Genomic DNA, 15597 nt, shown 5'->3' on the forward strand with positions numbered 1-15597 from the left:
GGAATAAGCTGTGGATAACTCTGTTGGTAACTTGTGGAGCGTGTTTAAGGATTGCGCACCTTGTCCATCACCGCCAAGGAGCGCGATGCGTTTAGCACCAGCCCGTAGCTGAGCTTGTCATAGGTGCGGAATACCATCAGCAGACCGGCCCGTTCGTCGGGGATTTTCAAGAGTTGACCGGTGATCCGGTCACGCACGGTTTCACCGGTCTTCATCACCACCAGCACATTGCCTTCGGCCAGGCCATCGCGCTGCCCTTTGTTCAGCGTGACGACATCCAGTGCGCCAATCTGGGTGACCCCACGCGGTACATCGATGATCAGGCCATTGATGTCGGTGGTTGGCGCACTGGGCATGAAGGTCGAATTGATCGAGCGTTCTTCGCTGCTGAACAGCCGGTCGCCGAGTCGCACCTCCTGAGTGGTGCGCTGCAGGGCCAGGGTGGCGACGTCGCCTTCAGTGGCAATGATCTCGCCGCCGCCGATGTCGTCGGCGTTGATCCCCAGGAACTCCTTGCTCTGCGGATCGATGTAGACCTTGCCCTGACGGAAGATGCCGTAGACCGGTTGTGCCGGATCGAAATGGCCGCGCGCGAATATTCGATCGCCAGTGCCGCTGAGCACCCGTTCGGCATCACCGGCAACGATGTAGGGCGCTTTGTCGAAATCCTCGACCTTGTCGACGATGCGATTGCTCAACAGAAAGCTGTTGATCGATTTCAGCGGAATGCTCGGGATGGCGTCCGCCACCGGCGAACTGCGAATGCGTGGCGACAGCTTGATGGTGCCCCGGGAAGCGCCGCGATTGAGGGTCAGGCGTGGCTGACCGTTGACGTAGACCAGCGACAGCGTATCGCCGGGATAGATGAGATTGGGGTTTTCGATCTGCGGATTGGCTTGCCACAGCTGCGGCCACTGCCACGGCTCACGCAGGTATTTTCCGGAAATGTCCCAGAGTGTGTCCCCTGCCACCACGGTGTAGCGCTGTGGAAAACCTTCCCTGAGTTGCACTTGCCCATGCGCAAAACCGGCCGAGGCCAGAAGGAGCAAGGCGAGTAGTGATTTCCTCATGCAGTGAATCCCTTTATTATGTACGTTCGCGTGAAACGCCAGAGCCCTCGTGGCTCGCTTCCTGCTCATTTGAAAAGCGGGAAGCTACGTTCACAACGGTAGCCTGCATCTTCGGACTCGCCAGGCCATCGACCCGACTTTACCTCACACGTGCAGCAATTAAGCTTATGGCCATTTTAGACATCCTCGAATTTCCCGATTCGCGCCTGCGCACTATCGCCAAACCAGTGGCCGTAGTGGACGACGAAGTGCGTCAGTTGGTCGATGACATGTTTGAAACAATGTATGAAGCGCCAGGCATCGGCCTCGCCGCGACCCAGGTCAACGTGCACAAACGTATCGTCGTGATGGACCTCTCCGAAGACCGCAGCGAACCGCGGGTGTTCATCAACCCTGAGTTCGAAACCCTGACCGACGAGATGGGCCAGTACCAGGAAGGCTGCCTCTCGGTGCCGGGCTTCTACGAAAACGTCGATCGCCCGCAAAAGGTCAAGATCAAGGCCCTGGACCGCGACGGTCAGCCTTACGAACTGATCGCTGAAGGCCTGCTCGCGGTGTGCATCCAGCATGAATGCGACCACCTCAACGGCAAGTTGTTCGTCGATTACCTGTCCACGCTCAAACGCGACCGGATCAAGAAGAAACTGGAAAAGCTCCACCGCCAGAACGCTTGATGCCCCTCTTTCAAAGGCTTGCTGCGGCAAGCCTTTTTCTTTTCAAGATGCTTTGCAATCGAGAGCTTCCATGACTGAGCCACTGCGCATTGTCTTTGCCGGCACCCCGGAATTCGCCGCCGAACACCTCAAGGCCCTGCTGGGCAGTCCTTACGAGATCGTTGCGGTCTACACCCAACCGGACCGTCCGGCAGGTCGTGGGCAGAAGCTGATGCCGAGCCCGGTCAAGCAGTTAGCGCTGGAGCACAACATCCCGGTGTTGCAACCACCGACCCTGCGCAATGCCGACGCCCAGGCGGAACTGGCCGCGCTGAAGCCGGATTTGATGGTGGTAGTCGCCTATGGCCTGATCCTGCCGCAAGTGGTGCTGGATATTCCGCGCCTCGGTTGCATCAACAGCCACGCCTCCTTGCTGCCACGCTGGCGCGGTGCGGCGCCGATCCAGCGCGCCGTCGAAGCGGGCGACAGTGAAAGCGGCGTGACCGTGATGCGCATGGAAGCCGGCCTTGATACCGGGCCGATGCTGCTCAAAGTCACCACGCCAATCAGCGCCGAAGACACCGGCGGCAGCCTCCACGATCGCCTCGCAGAGATGGGCCCACCCGCCGTGGTTCAGGCGATCGCCGGCCTGGCGGCGGGCACACTGGAAGGCGAAGTGCAGGACGACAGCCTCGCCACCTATGCACACAAATTGAACAAAGACGAAGCGCGCATCGACTGGAACCGCCCGGCGGTTGAACTGGAGCGTCTGGTTCGCGCCTTCAATCCATGGCCGATCTGCCACAGCACGCTGAACGGCGAAGCGCTGAAAGTGTTGGCCGCAAGCCTGGCCGAAGGGCAGGGCGCGCCGGGTGAAATCCTCAGCGCCAGCAAGGACGGCTTGATCGTCGCCTGCGGTGAACAGGCGTTGTGTCTGACCCGTCTGCAATTACCCGGCGGCAAAGCACTGAACTTCAGCGATTTGTTCAACAGCCGTCGTGAGAAATTCGCCGTCGGCACCGTCCTCGGTCAAACGGCAGACGCTCAATGAACCCACGTCTGGCCGCCGCCAAGGCACTTGCTGCAGTTCTTAACGGAAAAGCTTCACTCAACAGTTCTCTGCCGACGCAAATGGACAAGGTTGAAGACCGCGATCGCGGCTTCACCCAAGACCTGGCGTTCGGCACGGCTCGCTGGCAGCCGCGTTTGTCGGCGCTGGCGGCCAAGTTGCTGCAGAAGCCGTTCAAGGCGGCTGATGCCGATGTCGAAGCGCTGTTGCTGGTGGGGCTTTATCAACTGCTCTACACCCGCGTCCCGGCTCACGCCGCCATCGGCGAAACCGTCGGTTGCGCCGACAAACTGAAAAAGCCGTGGGCCAAAGCCTTGCTCAACGCCGTGCTGCGCCGCGCCCAACGGGAAAGCGAAGCACTGCTGGCCGAGCTGGAACACGACCCGGTGGTGCGCACCGCCCACCCGCGCTGGCTGCAAAAATCCCTCAAGGCCTTCTGGCCTGAACAATGGGAAGCCATCTGCGCAGCGAACAACGCGCACCCGCCAATGATCCTGCGGGTCAACCGTCGTCATCACACTCGCGACGCTTACCTCGGCTTGCTGAGCGACGCCGGTGTGGCCGCCAAGCCCTGCGTTTACAGTCGCGACGGCATCATCCTCGACACCGCAGCCGACGTGCGCAGCCTGCCGGGTTTCGCCGAAGGCTGGATCAGCGTGCAGGACGAAGCCGCACAACTGGCCGCCGATCTGCTGGACCTGGCGCCAGGTCAACGGGTGCTGGACGCCTGCTGCGCACCGGGCGGCAAAACCTGCCACATCCTGGAAGCCGAGCCCAAACTGGCCGGCGTGGTGGCCGTGGATCTGGAAGCCAAGCGTCTGGTGCGGGTGCGGGAAAACCTCGCACGCCTGGGCCTGAGCGCCGAACTGATCGCCGCCGACGGTCGCGACACCGCCACCTGGTGGGACGGCAAGCCGTTCCAGCGCATTCTGCTGGACGCGCCATGCTCGGCCACCGGCGTGATCCGTCGTCACCCGGACATCAAGCTGACCCGCCAACCCGACGACATCGCCGCACTGGCGGTGCTTCAGGGCGAGTTGCTCGACGCCATGTGGATAACTCTGGAAGTGGGCGGCATTCTGCTTTACGCCACCTGCTCCACGCTGCCGACCGAAAACACCGAAGTCATCGAAGCGTTCCTCGCTCGCACGCCGGGTGCCCGTGAACTGGACCTCGCCACAGCGGCCGGCATCAAGCAGCCCCATGGTCGCCAGTTGCTGGCCCAGGAAGGCGGCCACGACGGTTTCTACTACGCCAAGCTGATCAAGATTGCCGCCGCGCGCGGTTAACCGGGTTTAAGGGAGTGACTGGATGAAAATCATCATCCTCGGCGCAGGGCAGGTTGGCGGTTCGCTGGCAGAACACTTGGCCAGCGAGGCCAACGACATCACCGTGGTCGACACCGATGGCGAACGCCTGCGCGACCTCGGCGATCGGCTGGACATCCGCACCGTGCAGGGTCGGGGTTCGCTGCCAACCGTACTGCGGCAGGCCGGTGCTGACGACGCTGACATGCTGGTGGCCGTGACCAACAGTGACGAAACCAACATGGTCGCCTGTCAGGTCGCCCACACCCTGTTCCACACCCCCACCAAGATCGCCCGGGTCCGCGAAGCCGCGTACCTGACCCGTGCCGAACTGTTCGACAACGAAACGATTCCGGTCGACGTGCTGATCAGTCCGGAACAAGTGGTCACCAATTACATCAAGCGCCTGATCCAGCATCCAGGCGCGTTGCAGGTGATCGACTTCGCCGAAGGCAAGGCGCAGTTGGTGGCAGTCAAGGCGTACTACGGCGGGCCGCTGGTGGGCCAGCAACTGCGCCAGTTACGCGAACACATGCCGAATGTCGAAACCCGCGTCGCGGCGATTTTCCGTCGTGACCGACCGATCCTGCCCCAGGGCGATACGGTGATCGAGGCTGACGACGAAGTGTTTTTCATCGCCGCCAAAGCGAATATTCGTGCAGTGATGAGCGAAATGCGCCGCCTCGATGAAAGCTACAAACGCATCGTCATCGCCGGTGGCGGGCAGATCGGTGAACGCCTGGCCGAAGCCATCGAAAGCCGTTACCAGGTGAAGATCATCGAGATGAACCCGGCCCGCTGCCGCTACCTCTCGGACAACCTCGACAGCACCGTGGTGTTGCAGGGCAGTGCTTCAGACCGGGATCTGCTGCTGGAAGAGAACATCGCCGACGCCGATATTTTCCTCGCCCTGACCAACGACGACGAAGCCAACATCATGTCTTCGCTGCTGGCCAAGCGCCTGGGCGCAAAGAAGGTGATGACGATCATCAACAACCCGGCCTACGTCGACCTGATCCAGGGCGGCGACATCGACATCGCCATCAGTCCGCAACTGGCGACCATCGGCACCTTGCTGGCCCACGTCCGGCGCGGGGACATTGTCAGCGTGCACTCATTGCGCCGGGGCGCGGCGGAAGCCATCGAGGCCATTGCCCACGGCGATGCGAAGTCGAGCAAGGTGATCGGCAAGGCCATCGAAAACATCGGCCTGCCGCCGGGCACCACCATCGGCGCGATCATCCGCGACGAAGAAGTGATCATCGCCCACGACGACACCGTGATCGAAACCGGCGACCATGTGATTCTGTTCCTTGTGGATAAGAAGCATATTCGGGATGTGGAGAAGCTGTTCCATGTGGGGCTGAGCTTCTTCTGATCCGGAATGTGCGGTGGCCAGGCGGGCCTCTTCACGCCCTGAGCCTTTCCGTCAACAGTGTTTTGCAGTGAACACATATCTTGTGTACGACCGAGATTTCTGTGGGAGCGGGCTTGCCCACGAAAGCAATCTCAAGGACAAACAGGCATCCCTGAATAACCTCGATAAGGAATCCACCATGATCGAATCCCTGGAAAAAATGCTCGCCAAGGGTGTGGATAACTCATTGCTGCGCTTCGGCTTGGGCAAGGGTTATCTGGATCTTGGGGAAAACGCCAAGGCCGCAGAGCATTTCCAGCGCTGCGTCGAGCTCGATCCGAAGTATTCGGCAGCCTGGAAGCTGTTGGGCAAGGCCCATCTGGCGCTGATGGATTACGCCGCCGCGCGGCAGGCCTGGGAACAAGGCCTGGAAGCCGCCCGCGCTCATGGCGACAAGCAGGCGGAAAAGGAGATGACGGTGTTTCTGAAAAAGCTTGATCGTCAGGCGCACTGATCAGAGATAACGCAGGCCAAGATCAAAAGATCTCAGCCTGCGCAGTTATCCACAGCAGCATCAATACCAGCGAGCTTCGCCCGGTGGACGCTTCTTGAAGCGCTTCATGCTCCACATGTACTGGCTCGGATAAGCCCGCACGTAGCGCTCGACCACTTGGCTCATGGCCGCGCAGGAGGTTTCGGTATCGGTGCTGTACATGGCGTCTGGTGCGGCTTCGAGGATCACCTTGTAACCCGAACCGTCCGGCAGCCGCAGGGCATGCAGGAACACGCCGACCGCTTTGCCACCGGCGAGCATGTTTGGCACGAATTTGCTGGTCAGGGCCTGAGTGGCGAAAAATGGCACGAAGATCCCGGCGGATTCGGCCGGTTCCGGGTCAGCCGGAATGCCCACCGCGCCACCCTTGCGCACTTCCTTGATCACGCTGAGGATGCCTTCCTTGGTGGAAGCAGCCACCCGGTTACCCAATTGCACCCGCTGCTTGCGCAGCAATTCATCCACCGCCTTCAACTTCGGCGGACGGTAGAAAATGATCGGTTTGCACTGGCTGCAATAGAAGTGGTTCAACACTTCCCAGTTGCCCAGGTGGCTGGTGATGCCAACCACACCTTTGCCGGACGCCAAAGCCTCTTTCAAAACGTCGAGACCTTCGACTTCGCGCACCAGATCAATGGAACGCTGAGCCGGCCAGATCCATGCGCAGGCGCTTTCAGTCAGAGACTTGCCAATGTCTTTCAGGCTCTGGCCGACCAGACGCTCACGCTCGGCCGGGTCCATCTGCGGAAAGCACTTGGCAAGGTTGATCCGCACCACGTCGCGGGAACGGTTGGGGGTTTTCCACATGATCCAGCCAATCGCCGAACCCACCGCCTGCACTGCCCGCCATGGCAGTAGGGCAAACAGCCGCAGAGCGCCTACCAGCAAGGCGCCTTTAAACTTATCCACAGGTCACTCCTGATCTTGTGCTGTGCGCGAGGCGGCTATTCTAACCGCCGTTCGTCAAGGTGGCGTAGCGATCGCAATCACGGGTGTGATCCATGACCATGCCCGAAGCCTGCATCAGTGCGTAACAAATGGTCGGGCCGACGAACGTGAAGCCGGCTTTTTTCAGGCCTTTGCTCATCTCGATGGCGGCCGGTGTCACCGCCGGCACTTCACTGCGATCCTTGAAATGATTGATCACCGGCGTGCCGCCGACAAACGACCAGAGAAACGCCACCGGGTCCTCCAGCTCCAGCCAGGCCTGGGCATTACGCCGGGCTGCGTTGAGTTTGAGACGATTGCGGATGATCCCCGGATCGAGCATCAGTTCATCGATTTCCGCATCACTCATCTGCGCCACGCGCTGCACGTCGAAGCCGAACAGCACCTCGCGATAACGCTCGCGTTTGCGCAACACAGTGATCCAGGAAAGCCCGGCCTGGAACCCTTCGAGCAAAAGCAACTCGAACAATCCCTGCGCATCGCGTAGCGGCGTGCCCCACTCCTGATCGTGATAAGCCATGTACAGCGGATCTTCGGTACACCAAAAGCAGCGTGGCATAAGGCTCCAGGGGGCGTGCGCAGGACCGAATCGGGTATACTCCCGCTCTTTAAATCGCAGCCCAAGAAACAGGTGAATTTCGTGAGCCAGCCTACGCCAGCCGTGCGTACCTTCCAAGACTTGATCCTCGCCCTCCAGCAATACTGGGCCGAGCAAGGTTGCGTGGTACTTCAGCCCTACGATATGGAAGTAGGCGCCGGCACTTTCCACACAGCCACGTTCCTGCGCGCCATTGGCCCGGAAACCTGGAACGCCGCTTATGTGCAGCCCAGTCGTCGCCCGACTGACGGCCGCTACGGTGAAAACCCGAACCGTCTGCAGCACTACTATCAGTTCCAGGTAGTCCTGAAGCCGAACCCGGACAACTTCCAGGAACTGTACCTGGGCTCCCTCAAGCACGTGGGTCTTGACCCGCTGGTGCACGACATCCGTTTCGTCGAAGACAACTGGGAGTCGCCAACGCTGGGCGCCTGGGGTCTGGGCTGGGAAGTCTGGCTCAACGGCATGGAAGTGACGCAGTTCACTTACTTCCAGCAAGCGGGCGGCATCGAGTGCTACCCGGTGACCGGCGAGATCACTTACGGTCTGGAGCGTCTGGCCATGTACCTGCAAGGCGTGGACTCGGTCTACGACCTGGTCTGGGCTGACGGTCCGTTCGGCAAGGTGACTTACGGCGACGTGTTCCACCAGAACGAAGTGGAGCAGTCGACCTACAACTTCGAACACGCCAACGTCGAGAAGCTGTTCGAACTGTTCGATTTCTATGAAAGCGAAGCCAAGCGCCTGATCGAACTCGACCAGCCGCTGCCGTTGCCGAGCTATGAAATGGTGTTGAAGGCTTCCCATACCTTCAACCTGCTGGATGCGCGCCGGGCGATCTCGGTGACCGCGCGTCAGCAATACATTCTGCGTGTACGCACCCTGGCGCGTTCCGTCGCGCAAGCCTACCTGTTGGCTCGCGCCAAGCTGGGCTTCCCGATGGCGACCCCGGACCTGCGTGATGAAGTACTGGCCAAGCTGGAGGCTGCACAATGAGTGCTCAAGATTTTCTGGTTGAACTGGGCACCGAAGAACTGCCACCCAAAGCCCTGAACACCCTGGCCGAAGCATTCCTGGCCGGTATCGACAAAGGCCTGCAAGCCGCTGGCCTGAGCTACGAGAGCAAAACCGTCTACGCCGCGCCGCGTCGTCTGGCCGTGCTGATCACTGCGCTGGCAACCCAGCAGCCGGATCGCAGCATCAACCTCGACGGCCCGCCACGTCAGGCTGCGTTCGATGCCGAAGGCAACCCGACTCAAGCAGCCCTGGGCTTCGCCAAGAAGTGCGGCGTAGAGCTGAGCGAAATCGATCAGAGCGGCCCGAAGCTGCGCTACAGCCAAAGCATCGCCGGCAAGCCGACCGCAAGCCTGATGCCGACCATCGTCGAAGACTCCCTGAACGACCTGCCTATCCCCAAGCGCATGCGCTGGGGTGCTCGCAAGGAAGAGTTCGTTCGTCCGACCCAATGGTTGGTGATGCTGCTCGGTGACCACGTCATCGACTGCACCATCCTCGCCCAGAAGGCCGGCCGCGACTCCCGTGGTCACCGTTTCCACCACCCTGAAAGCGTGCGCATCACCTCGCCGGCCAACTACCTGAACGATCTGCGTGCTGCTTATGTACTGGCCGACGCCAACGAGCGTCGCGAGCTGATCAGCAAACGCACCAATGAACTGGCGACCATGCAGGAAGGTACGGCGATCGTTCCGCAAGCCTTGCTCGACGAAGTGACCGCGCTGGTTGAATGGCCGGTGCCGCTGGTGTGCTCGTTTGAAGAACGTTTCCTCGACGTGCCGCAAGAAGCACTGATCACCACCATGCAGGACAACCAGAAGTACTTCTGCCTGCTGGATGCCGACGGCAAGTTGCTGCCTCGTTTCATTACCGTGGCCAACATTGAAAGCAAGGATCCACAGCAGATCATCGCCGGTAACGAGAAAGTGGTTCGCCCACGCCTGACCGACGCCGAGTTCTTCTTCAAGCAAGACAAGAAGCAAAAACTCGAAGAATTCAATCTGCGTCTGCAGAACGTGGTGTTCCAGGAAAAACTCGGCAGCGTCTACGACAAGGCTGAGCGCGTGTCGAAACTGGCGGCCTACATTGCCGCTCGTATCGGCGGTAACGCTTCCTGGGCAGCGCGCGCAGGCCTGCTGTCCAAGTGCGATCTGGCGACCGAAATGGTCGGTGAGTTCCCGGAGATGCAAGGTGTCGCCGGTTACTACTACGCCCTCAACGACGGCGAAGCGGAAGATGTCGCCCTGGCGCTGAACGAGCAGTACATGCCGCGCGGCGCCGGCGCTGAACTGCCGACCACCCTGACCGGTGCGGCCGTGGCCATCGCCGACAAGCTCGACACCCTGGTGGGCATTTTCGGTATCGGCATGCTGCCAACCGGCAGCAAGGACCCGTATGCCCTGCGCCGTGCAGCGCTGGGTGTGTTGCGGATCCTGATCGACAAAAAGCTCGATCTCGACCTGAACGACGCCGTGGCTTTTGCCGTGAATGCGTTCGGTGCCAAGGTCAAGGCTGTCGGCCTCAACGATGCGGTGCTGGAGTTCATCTTCGACCGTCTGCGCGCCCGTTACGAAGACGAAGGCGTGGACGTCGCGACTTACCTGTCGGTACGTGCCCTGAAACCGGGTTCGGCCCTGGACTTCGACCAGCGCGTTCAAGCGGTACAAGCGTTCCGCAAATTGCCGGAAGCCGCTGCCCTGGCCGCCGTGAACAAGCGCGTGTCGAACCTGCTGAGCAAGATCGAAGGCTCCGTGCCGACGGTCGTTGAAGCCAAGTACTTCGACAACGCCAACGAGTTCTCGCTGTATTCGGCGATCCAGCAGGCGGACCAGGCTGTGCAGCCAATGGCCGCTGCCCGTCAGTACAGCGAATCGCTGGCGCGTCTGGCCGCATTGCGCGAGCCGGTGGATGCGTTCTTCGAAGCGGTGATGGTCAACGCCGAAGACGCCAAGGTGCGAGCCAACCGCTATGCGCTGCTGGCACGTCTGCGTGGGTTGTTCCTCGGCGTTGCCGACATTTCGTTGCTGGGCTGAGGGGCTGCTGTTGAAACTGCTGATTCTCGATCGGGACGGGGTGATCAATTACGACTCCGACGCGTACATCAAGTCGGTGGAGGAGTGGATTCCACTCCCCGGTTCGATCGAAGCGATCGCGCAGTTGAGCAAGGCCGGCTGGACGGTGGCGGTCGCCACCAACCAGTCGGGCATCGCTCGCGGCTACTACGACATCGCCACCCTGGAGGCCATGCACGCCCGCTTGCGCGAGTTAGTGGCGGAGCAGGGCGGCGAAGTCGGGCTGATCGTCTATTGCCCGCACGGCCCAGACGACGGCTGCGATTGCCGCAAGCCAAAACCCGGGATGTTGAAAACCATCGCCGCGCATTACAACGTTTCGCTGACGAATCTGTGGTTCGTCGGCGATACTCTCGGTGACCTGGAGGCTGCCAAAGCCGTCGACTGTCAGCCTGTTTTGGTAATGACCGGGAAAGGCGAAAAGACTCAGGGCAAGACCCTACCGGCGGGCACCTTGATTTTTGATGATCTGGCGGCGATTGCCGCAGAACTTATCCACAACTAAGGCTCTTCTGACATCCTGGCCAAGGACTGATCGGGAGTGCGCTTGAATAGGCGGGCAGTGCCCGCAACGGTAAATGTCGCCATGTCGATACTGCAGGCCATCAGAACTTTCCTCTTTTACCTGCTGCTGGGCACCAGTTCGTTGCTCTGGTGCACCCTGAGCTTTTTTATCGCGCCGTTTCTACCGTTCAAGGCGCGCTATCGCTTTATCAACGTGTATTGGTGCCGCTGTGCCTTGTGGCTGAGCAAAGTCTTTCTGGGTATTCGCTACGAAGTGAAGGGCGCCGAGAACGTGCCTGAACAGCCCTGCGTGATTCAGTCGAACCACCAGAGCACCTGGGAGACGTTCTTTCTCTCGGCCTACTTCGAACCGTTGAGCCAGGTGCTCAAGCGCGAACTGCTCTACGTACCGTTCTTCGGCTGGGCCATGGCCATGCTGCGACCGATCGCCATCGACCGTGACAACCCTAAAGCTGCGCTCAAGCATGTGGCGAAAAAGGGCGATGAACTGCTCAAGGACAATGTCTGGGTGCTGATTTTCCCGGAAGGGACTCGCGTTCCCTTCGGCACCATCGGCAAGTTCTCCCGTGGCGGCACCGCATTGGCCGTCAATGCGTCATTGCCCGTGCTGCCAATTGCACACAATGCCGGCAAGTTCTGGCCAAAAACCGGTTGGGCCAAAAAGCAGGGCGTGATTACCGTGATCATCGGCGCTCCGATGTACGCCGAGGGTAGCGGGCCACGGGCCATCGCCGACCTGAATGACCGGGTGCAGGCCTGGAACGAACAGATGCAACGCGAAATGGGTTCGCTGCCAGCAGCCCCGGCGGCACCGAGTGCGACCGATCAAGTGACTGTCTGAGATTCTGTGGATAACCTGTGTACCGTTTTGTTGAAAATCGCTGTATTTTGTTTTTAAGCTTTTGATTTACATACATATTTCTTAAGCAGATAAAACCTCGAAAAACGTGCATAAGTTTTTTCTGGACGTAAAAAAACCGGCTGATATAGCCGGTTTTTTTATGCCTGTGAAAAGTGTTCGGCTCACTCGCTCAATAGGGGCAGTTGGACACTGAACGTCGTGCCTTGTCCCAGCACGCTATGACAGGAAATCCGCCCGCCGTGACGATCCACCACGGCCTTGACCATGGACAACCCCAACCCCAGGCCGTCACTGCCGTGAGCCGATGCAAAGCGTCGATATTGACTGAACAGCTCGGGAAGTTCTTCGACGGCAATCCCTCGGCCCTGATCGGCGATCTCGTACGTCAACCAACCCTTGGCACAACTCACCCGCACGGTGATCCGCGAACCCGCCGGACTGTACTTGATGGCGTTTTCCAGCAAGTTGAACAGTGCCCGTGTCAGTAACGACTGATCGGCCAGGACCAGAGCTTCAGCATCTTCGTCGAGGTCATGCAGCAACTGAATGTTCTTCAAATGAGCGATGCTCGAGGCCTGGTCGAAGGTATCGAGCAGCAACATCGCGAACATGCTCGGCTGAAATTGATAGGCCTCGGATTCAGCCTTTGCCAACTGCACAAAGGCCTCGGTCAGGTTCAGCGCCTTGCGCACTTGTAACTCGATCTGACTGAACACTTGAGTATCGCCAGACACCTGATGCCGCTGAACGTCGAGCAAAGCCAGAATCGCCGAGTGGGGGGCCCTCAGGTCATGAGACAGGAAACGCAGTAACACGGCCCGCTGTTCCTCGGCATCCCGTTCGACGCTCAAGTCAGTGAGGCTCAGTAACCAGCCAATCACCGAGTCGCCTTCGGCCGGCAATAGAGGCGCCAGGTCCAGACGCAAGCTGCGTGCCTGGGTGTCACGAAACTCCAGCGGCTCCAGGGTCGACAATGCAGTTAGCGTTCCATCGGTCGGCACCGGGTAACCCAATTCGCTCAGTTGCTCGAACATCTCCTCGCCCACCAGGCTGCTGGAAAATATCTCTCGAGCCTTGCGGTTGGCCAACAGAATGCGCCCGTTCGGATCGCTGATCAGCGTCGCCACCGGAAGGTACTCAAGGCCATCGGCAATGAAACGCCGGGTGTCGCGGGTCCGGCTCATGGCCTGCTCCAGCGCGACGATTTGCCCTTGCAACACATCGCCAGCCGGGGCCTGGGTACGGCGGCGTTCGGGAAAGACTTTCGGCTCGCTGTCCAGGCGCGCCAGTTCCCAGCCGAAATAGGCGAGCACCGCATTCAGCCTTCGCCAATTCCAGATCAGGTAACCCAACAGCATACCCAGCAAACTCGCGGCCGGTGACCACCACCAGCCAAGACGTAACAGCAGGCTCGAACCCAGCAGCGCGACCGCCATTGCCCCCAGGGTCAACCATAGCGCGCGACGCGGGCGCACCAACATCAGGCCCAGCAACTCACCGACAATCACCACCGATAACAACGCCGCCAAGCGTTCATCGACCTCCACGATATTGCGTTGTTGCAGCAGCCCGTTGAGGATATTCGCCTGAATCTCGATGCCCGGGGTGGTGCCGATGCTCGCCGATTGCGGTGTCACGTAACGGTCCCCCAAACCTGGAGCGGTGGAGCCGATCAGGATCAAGCGATCGCGTAGCAACTCGGGCGGGACTTCACCACGTAATACGCTGACGTAGGGGACACTGGGAAAACCCGCATCGGAACGGATGAAAGGAATCCGTATTTCGTGGGCTCGCAGCCAGCCTTGCGTCGACGACAGGGCCGGGGTCCCGGGCATCGGTACATTTTCCTTGTCGGCAAGGGTCTCTTTGTACAACAGCCAAGCCAGTTGCGCGCGTGTTTGTTGTGCCGGTCCTTCGCTTAAATACACACTGCGCACGATCCCGTCGGCATCTGCTTCGGCATTGATGTGCCCGATGCCTTTGGCGCAATGGCTCAGTGGCGCCACCGGCTCAATTTCTCCCAAAGGTTGCCCATAACGCGCCACACCTTCGCGCAACAGCGGCACAAAGACATTTCCGGCTCGGCAGGCCGCCTGGGCCAGAAGCTGATCGTTGCCGGGATGGTTATCGGGTTCACTGAAGATCACGTCGAACAGAATGCCTTTGGCGTTCGCGGCGCCTAGCCGATCAAGCAACTGCGCGTGCATGGCCCTCGGCCAGGGCCATTTGCCAAGCTGCTGCAAGCTGTAGTCGTCGATCGTGACAATGAGTATTCGTGGGTCCACCGGCAGCGGGCTCAGCCGACGCAGGTTGTCGTACAGCAGATTGCTCAAGACCAGACCATGGGTCATGGACAGCACCGCCGTCAGCGGCAACAGGATCAGGCTGACCCACAGCCACTCGCGGACCATTCGCCGAAACAACCGCTGAGCCTGGGTCGGCTCGCGACCGTCCTTCCTTGGGCGGCACTTCATCGGTCGTCGGCCGGGGCGCTATTGGACACGCGTAGTCCTGGGGTAATAAAAAATGTCATACACCCCGGTTTCTCCCTCTAACCCCTGAGCGTCATACGCCGACAGGCGAACATGATAGAACAACGCTTTCAGCCCGCTGAATTTGATCTCGGGCGTGCTGGAAAACTGCTCTTGCTTGATGTCCAGAAAAGCGGCGTCGGTGGCTACTTGCGCCCGATAACGCGTGGCCCCTTCGATGGGCTTCATGATCAATTGCCAGACAGGCACATTACCCGTCTGACCGGCCTGCCCCAACAAACGCGGGGCGGGTAACAAGTCGATTGGCGTCAACGTGCCATGTTTCTGAATACGCAAACCCTGACGAGCCATGACCTGGACTTCGTCATCCTCAGGGCCCTGAGTCCGTTTGGCAGTGGAGCGGGCAGAGCGGGGGGACGGCCGCTCCTCATCGCGATTGACCGCCACTTGCCCGTTCAGCACTTCCAGTAATGCCTGGCCACCATCATCGTTGCGCGCCCGGAAATGCGTACCCCGTACGCCCAGTACACCAACCGGCGTGACGATCTGAAAACGATCATGGTCGCTGGCACGTTTGATCACATATGACTCGACCTGACCCTGCTCAAGGATAACCTGAGGGATCGAATGTTCTTCATTGAGGTGCAGCGTGATCTGAGAGCTGGAGGGCAGCACCACCCGCGAGCCATCGCCCAGGGACAGGCTGACAAACGCCGAGGGCGAGGTCTTGACGCCTTCCTGCTCATCGATCGGCATGCCTTCTTGCAGTGGCGTCTGTTTACCTTTGGCGTCCAGCTTCCAGGCTTCGCCGGTCAGGTGCTCGACAGTCGCAGGCAGCGGTTGGCCGCGACATTGTTGGTTGTCATCGATATAAGGCAAACGTTTTGCAGAGATGGCAGCCGCCGATGCGCTCTGGGTGAGCAATCCCATCAAGCCGGCAACCAGCAAAAGACAAACGCCAGAACGGCGCGGGAGCAATAAGGTCATGGGGTTCATGAATTGGCGTTTATGCTCTTATAGAAATCATGCCGGGAAACGCACTTGACGCACGATACCTGACCGGATGCTCTGGCAGAT

General features: G+C 59.9%; 14 protein-coding genes. 9 read left to right on the top strand and 5 right to left on the bottom strand.

The genetic code is table 11. From position 1 onward, the window contains the following. Window positions 1-44 precede the first annotated feature (44 nt). Complete coding sequence (locus J3D54_RS08040; RefSeq protein ID WP_253417433.1) at window positions 45-1070, bottom strand: LysM peptidoglycan-binding domain-containing protein; 1026 nt, start codon at window positions 1068-1070, stop codon at window positions 45-47. Window positions 1071-1237: 167 nt separating this feature from the next. Here J3D54_RS08040 and def point away from each other — a divergent pair, with 167 nt between their 5' ends. From def to J3D54_RS08065, 5 genes are all read left to right on the top strand, one after another. Further along, window positions 1238-1744, top strand: coding sequence for a peptide deformylase (gene def, locus J3D54_RS08045; RefSeq protein ID WP_007941507.1), 507 nt, complete (start codon window positions 1238-1240; stop codon window positions 1742-1744). A 70-nt stretch (window positions 1745-1814) separates the two neighbouring features. Continuing rightward, window positions 1815-2774, top strand: a complete 960-nt coding sequence (gene fmt / locus J3D54_RS08050) for a methionyl-tRNA formyltransferase (protein WP_253417434.1) — start codon at window positions 1815-1817, stop codon at window positions 2772-2774. After that, entirely contained in the window at window positions 2771-4081 is a 1311-nt protein-coding gene (gene rsmB, locus J3D54_RS08055; protein ID WP_253417435.1) for a 16S rRNA (cytosine(967)-C(5))-methyltransferase RsmB, read from the top strand. Before fmt ends, rsmB begins: the two co-directional genes overlap by 4 nt. A 22-nt stretch (window positions 4082-4103) precedes the next feature. Further along, complete coding sequence (gene trkA, locus J3D54_RS08060; protein ID WP_253417436.1) at window positions 4104-5477, top strand: Trk system potassium transporter TrkA; 1374 nt, start codon at window positions 4104-4106, stop codon at window positions 5475-5477. 178 nt (window positions 5478-5655) lie between these two features. Further along, window positions 5656-5970: a tetratricopeptide repeat protein gene (locus tag J3D54_RS08065; protein ID WP_253417437.1), complete on the top strand. Its 315-nt coding sequence runs from the start codon at window positions 5656-5658 to the stop codon at window positions 5968-5970. Between the two features lie 60 nt (window positions 5971-6030). On the opposite strand, the gene J3D54_RS08070 is transcribed toward J3D54_RS08065, so the two are convergent. Beyond that, window positions 6031-6918: a lysophospholipid acyltransferase gene (locus J3D54_RS08070; RefSeq protein WP_253417438.1), complete on the bottom strand. Its 888-nt coding sequence runs from the start codon at window positions 6916-6918 to the stop codon at window positions 6031-6033. A 40-nt stretch (window positions 6919-6958) separates the two neighbouring features. Further along, window positions 6959-7516 carry a DNA-3-methyladenine glycosylase I gene (tag, locus tag J3D54_RS08075; protein WP_253417439.1) on the bottom strand — a complete coding sequence of 186 codons (558 nt, stop codon included), beginning with the start codon at window positions 7514-7516 and terminating at the stop codon, window positions 6959-6961. Window positions 7517-7597: 81 nt separating this feature from the next. Here tag and glyQ point away from each other — a divergent pair, with 81 nt between their 5' ends. The 4 genes from glyQ to J3D54_RS08095 all read left to right on the top strand — a co-directional run bounded on the left by glyQ (window position 7598) and on the right by J3D54_RS08095 (window position 12007). Continuing rightward, complete coding sequence (glyQ, locus tag J3D54_RS08080) at window positions 7598-8551, top strand: glycine--tRNA ligase subunit alpha (RefSeq protein WP_003213601.1); 954 nt, start codon at window positions 7598-7600, stop codon at window positions 8549-8551. Continuing rightward, window positions 8548-10602 carry a glycine--tRNA ligase subunit beta gene (glyS, locus tag J3D54_RS08085; protein WP_253417440.1) on the top strand — a complete coding sequence of 685 codons (2055 nt, stop codon included), beginning with the start codon at window positions 8548-8550 and terminating at the stop codon, window positions 10600-10602. Before glyQ ends, glyS begins: the two co-directional genes overlap by 4 nt. Window positions 10603-10606: 4 nt before the next feature. Then, window positions 10607-11146 (top strand): D-glycero-beta-D-manno-heptose 1,7-bisphosphate 7-phosphatase, encoded by a 540-nt coding sequence (gene gmhB, locus J3D54_RS08090; protein ID WP_253426532.1) that lies wholly within the window; start codon window positions 10607-10609, stop codon window positions 11144-11146. 81 nt (window positions 11147-11227) lie between these two features. Continuing rightward, complete coding sequence (locus J3D54_RS08095; RefSeq protein WP_253417441.1) at window positions 11228-12007, top strand: 1-acyl-sn-glycerol-3-phosphate acyltransferase; 780 nt, start codon at window positions 11228-11230, stop codon at window positions 12005-12007. A 182-nt stretch (window positions 12008-12189) separates the two neighbouring features. Here J3D54_RS08095 and J3D54_RS08100 read toward each other — a convergent pair whose 3' ends face one another. After that, complete coding sequence (locus J3D54_RS08100) at window positions 12190-14502, bottom strand: CHASE2 domain-containing protein (RefSeq protein ID WP_253417442.1); 2313 nt, start codon at window positions 14500-14502, stop codon at window positions 12190-12192. Window positions 14503-14520: 18 nt separating this feature from the next. Then, window positions 14521-15516 carry a FecR domain-containing protein gene (locus J3D54_RS08105; protein ID WP_253417443.1) on the bottom strand — a complete coding sequence of 332 codons (996 nt, stop codon included), beginning with the start codon at window positions 15514-15516 and terminating at the stop codon, window positions 14521-14523. Window positions 15517-15597: the final 81 nt, after the last annotated feature.

The organism is Pseudomonas sp. GGS8, from assembly GCF_024168645.1.
GTDB lineage: Bacteria > Pseudomonadota > Gammaproteobacteria > Pseudomonadales > Pseudomonadaceae > Aquipseudomonas.

What these genes read in the sequence shown, in the direction of transcription:
- J3D54_RS08040 (WP_253417433.1), bottom strand. Translation starts at nt 1,070, where the DNA reads ATGAGGAAATCACTACTCGCCTTGCTCCTTCTGGCCTCGGCCGGTTTT.
- fmt (WP_253417434.1), top strand. Translation starts at nt 1,815, where the DNA reads ATGACTGAGCCACTGCGCATTGTCTTTGCCGGCACCCCGGAATTCGCC.
- J3D54_RS08065 (WP_253417437.1), top strand. Translation starts at nt 5,656, where the DNA reads ATGATCGAATCCCTGGAAAAAATGCTCGCCAAGGGTGTGGATAACTCA.
- def (WP_007941507.1), top strand. Translation starts at nt 1,238, where the DNA reads ATGGCCATTTTAGACATCCTCGAATTTCCCGATTCGCGCCTGCGCACT.
- tag (WP_253417439.1), bottom strand. Translation starts at nt 7,516, where the DNA reads ATGCCACGCTGCTTTTGGTGTACCGAAGATCCGCTGTACATGGCTTAT.
- J3D54_RS08105 (WP_253417443.1), bottom strand. Translation starts at nt 15,516, where the DNA reads ATGAACCCCATGACCTTATTGCTCCCGCGCCGTTCTGGCGTTTGTCTT.
- glyS (WP_253417440.1), top strand. Translation starts at nt 8,548, where the DNA reads ATGAGTGCTCAAGATTTTCTGGTTGAACTGGGCACCGAAGAACTGCCA.
- trkA (WP_253417436.1), top strand. Translation starts at nt 4,104, where the DNA reads ATGAAAATCATCATCCTCGGCGCAGGGCAGGTTGGCGGTTCGCTGGCA.
- J3D54_RS08095 (WP_253417441.1), top strand. Translation starts at nt 11,228, where the DNA reads ATGTCGATACTGCAGGCCATCAGAACTTTCCTCTTTTACCTGCTGCTG.
- rsmB (WP_253417435.1), top strand. Translation starts at nt 2,771, where the DNA reads ATGAACCCACGTCTGGCCGCCGCCAAGGCACTTGCTGCAGTTCTTAAC.
- J3D54_RS08100 (WP_253417442.1), bottom strand. Translation starts at nt 14,502, where the DNA reads ATGAAGTGCCGCCCAAGGAAGGACGGTCGCGAGCCGACCCAGGCTCAG.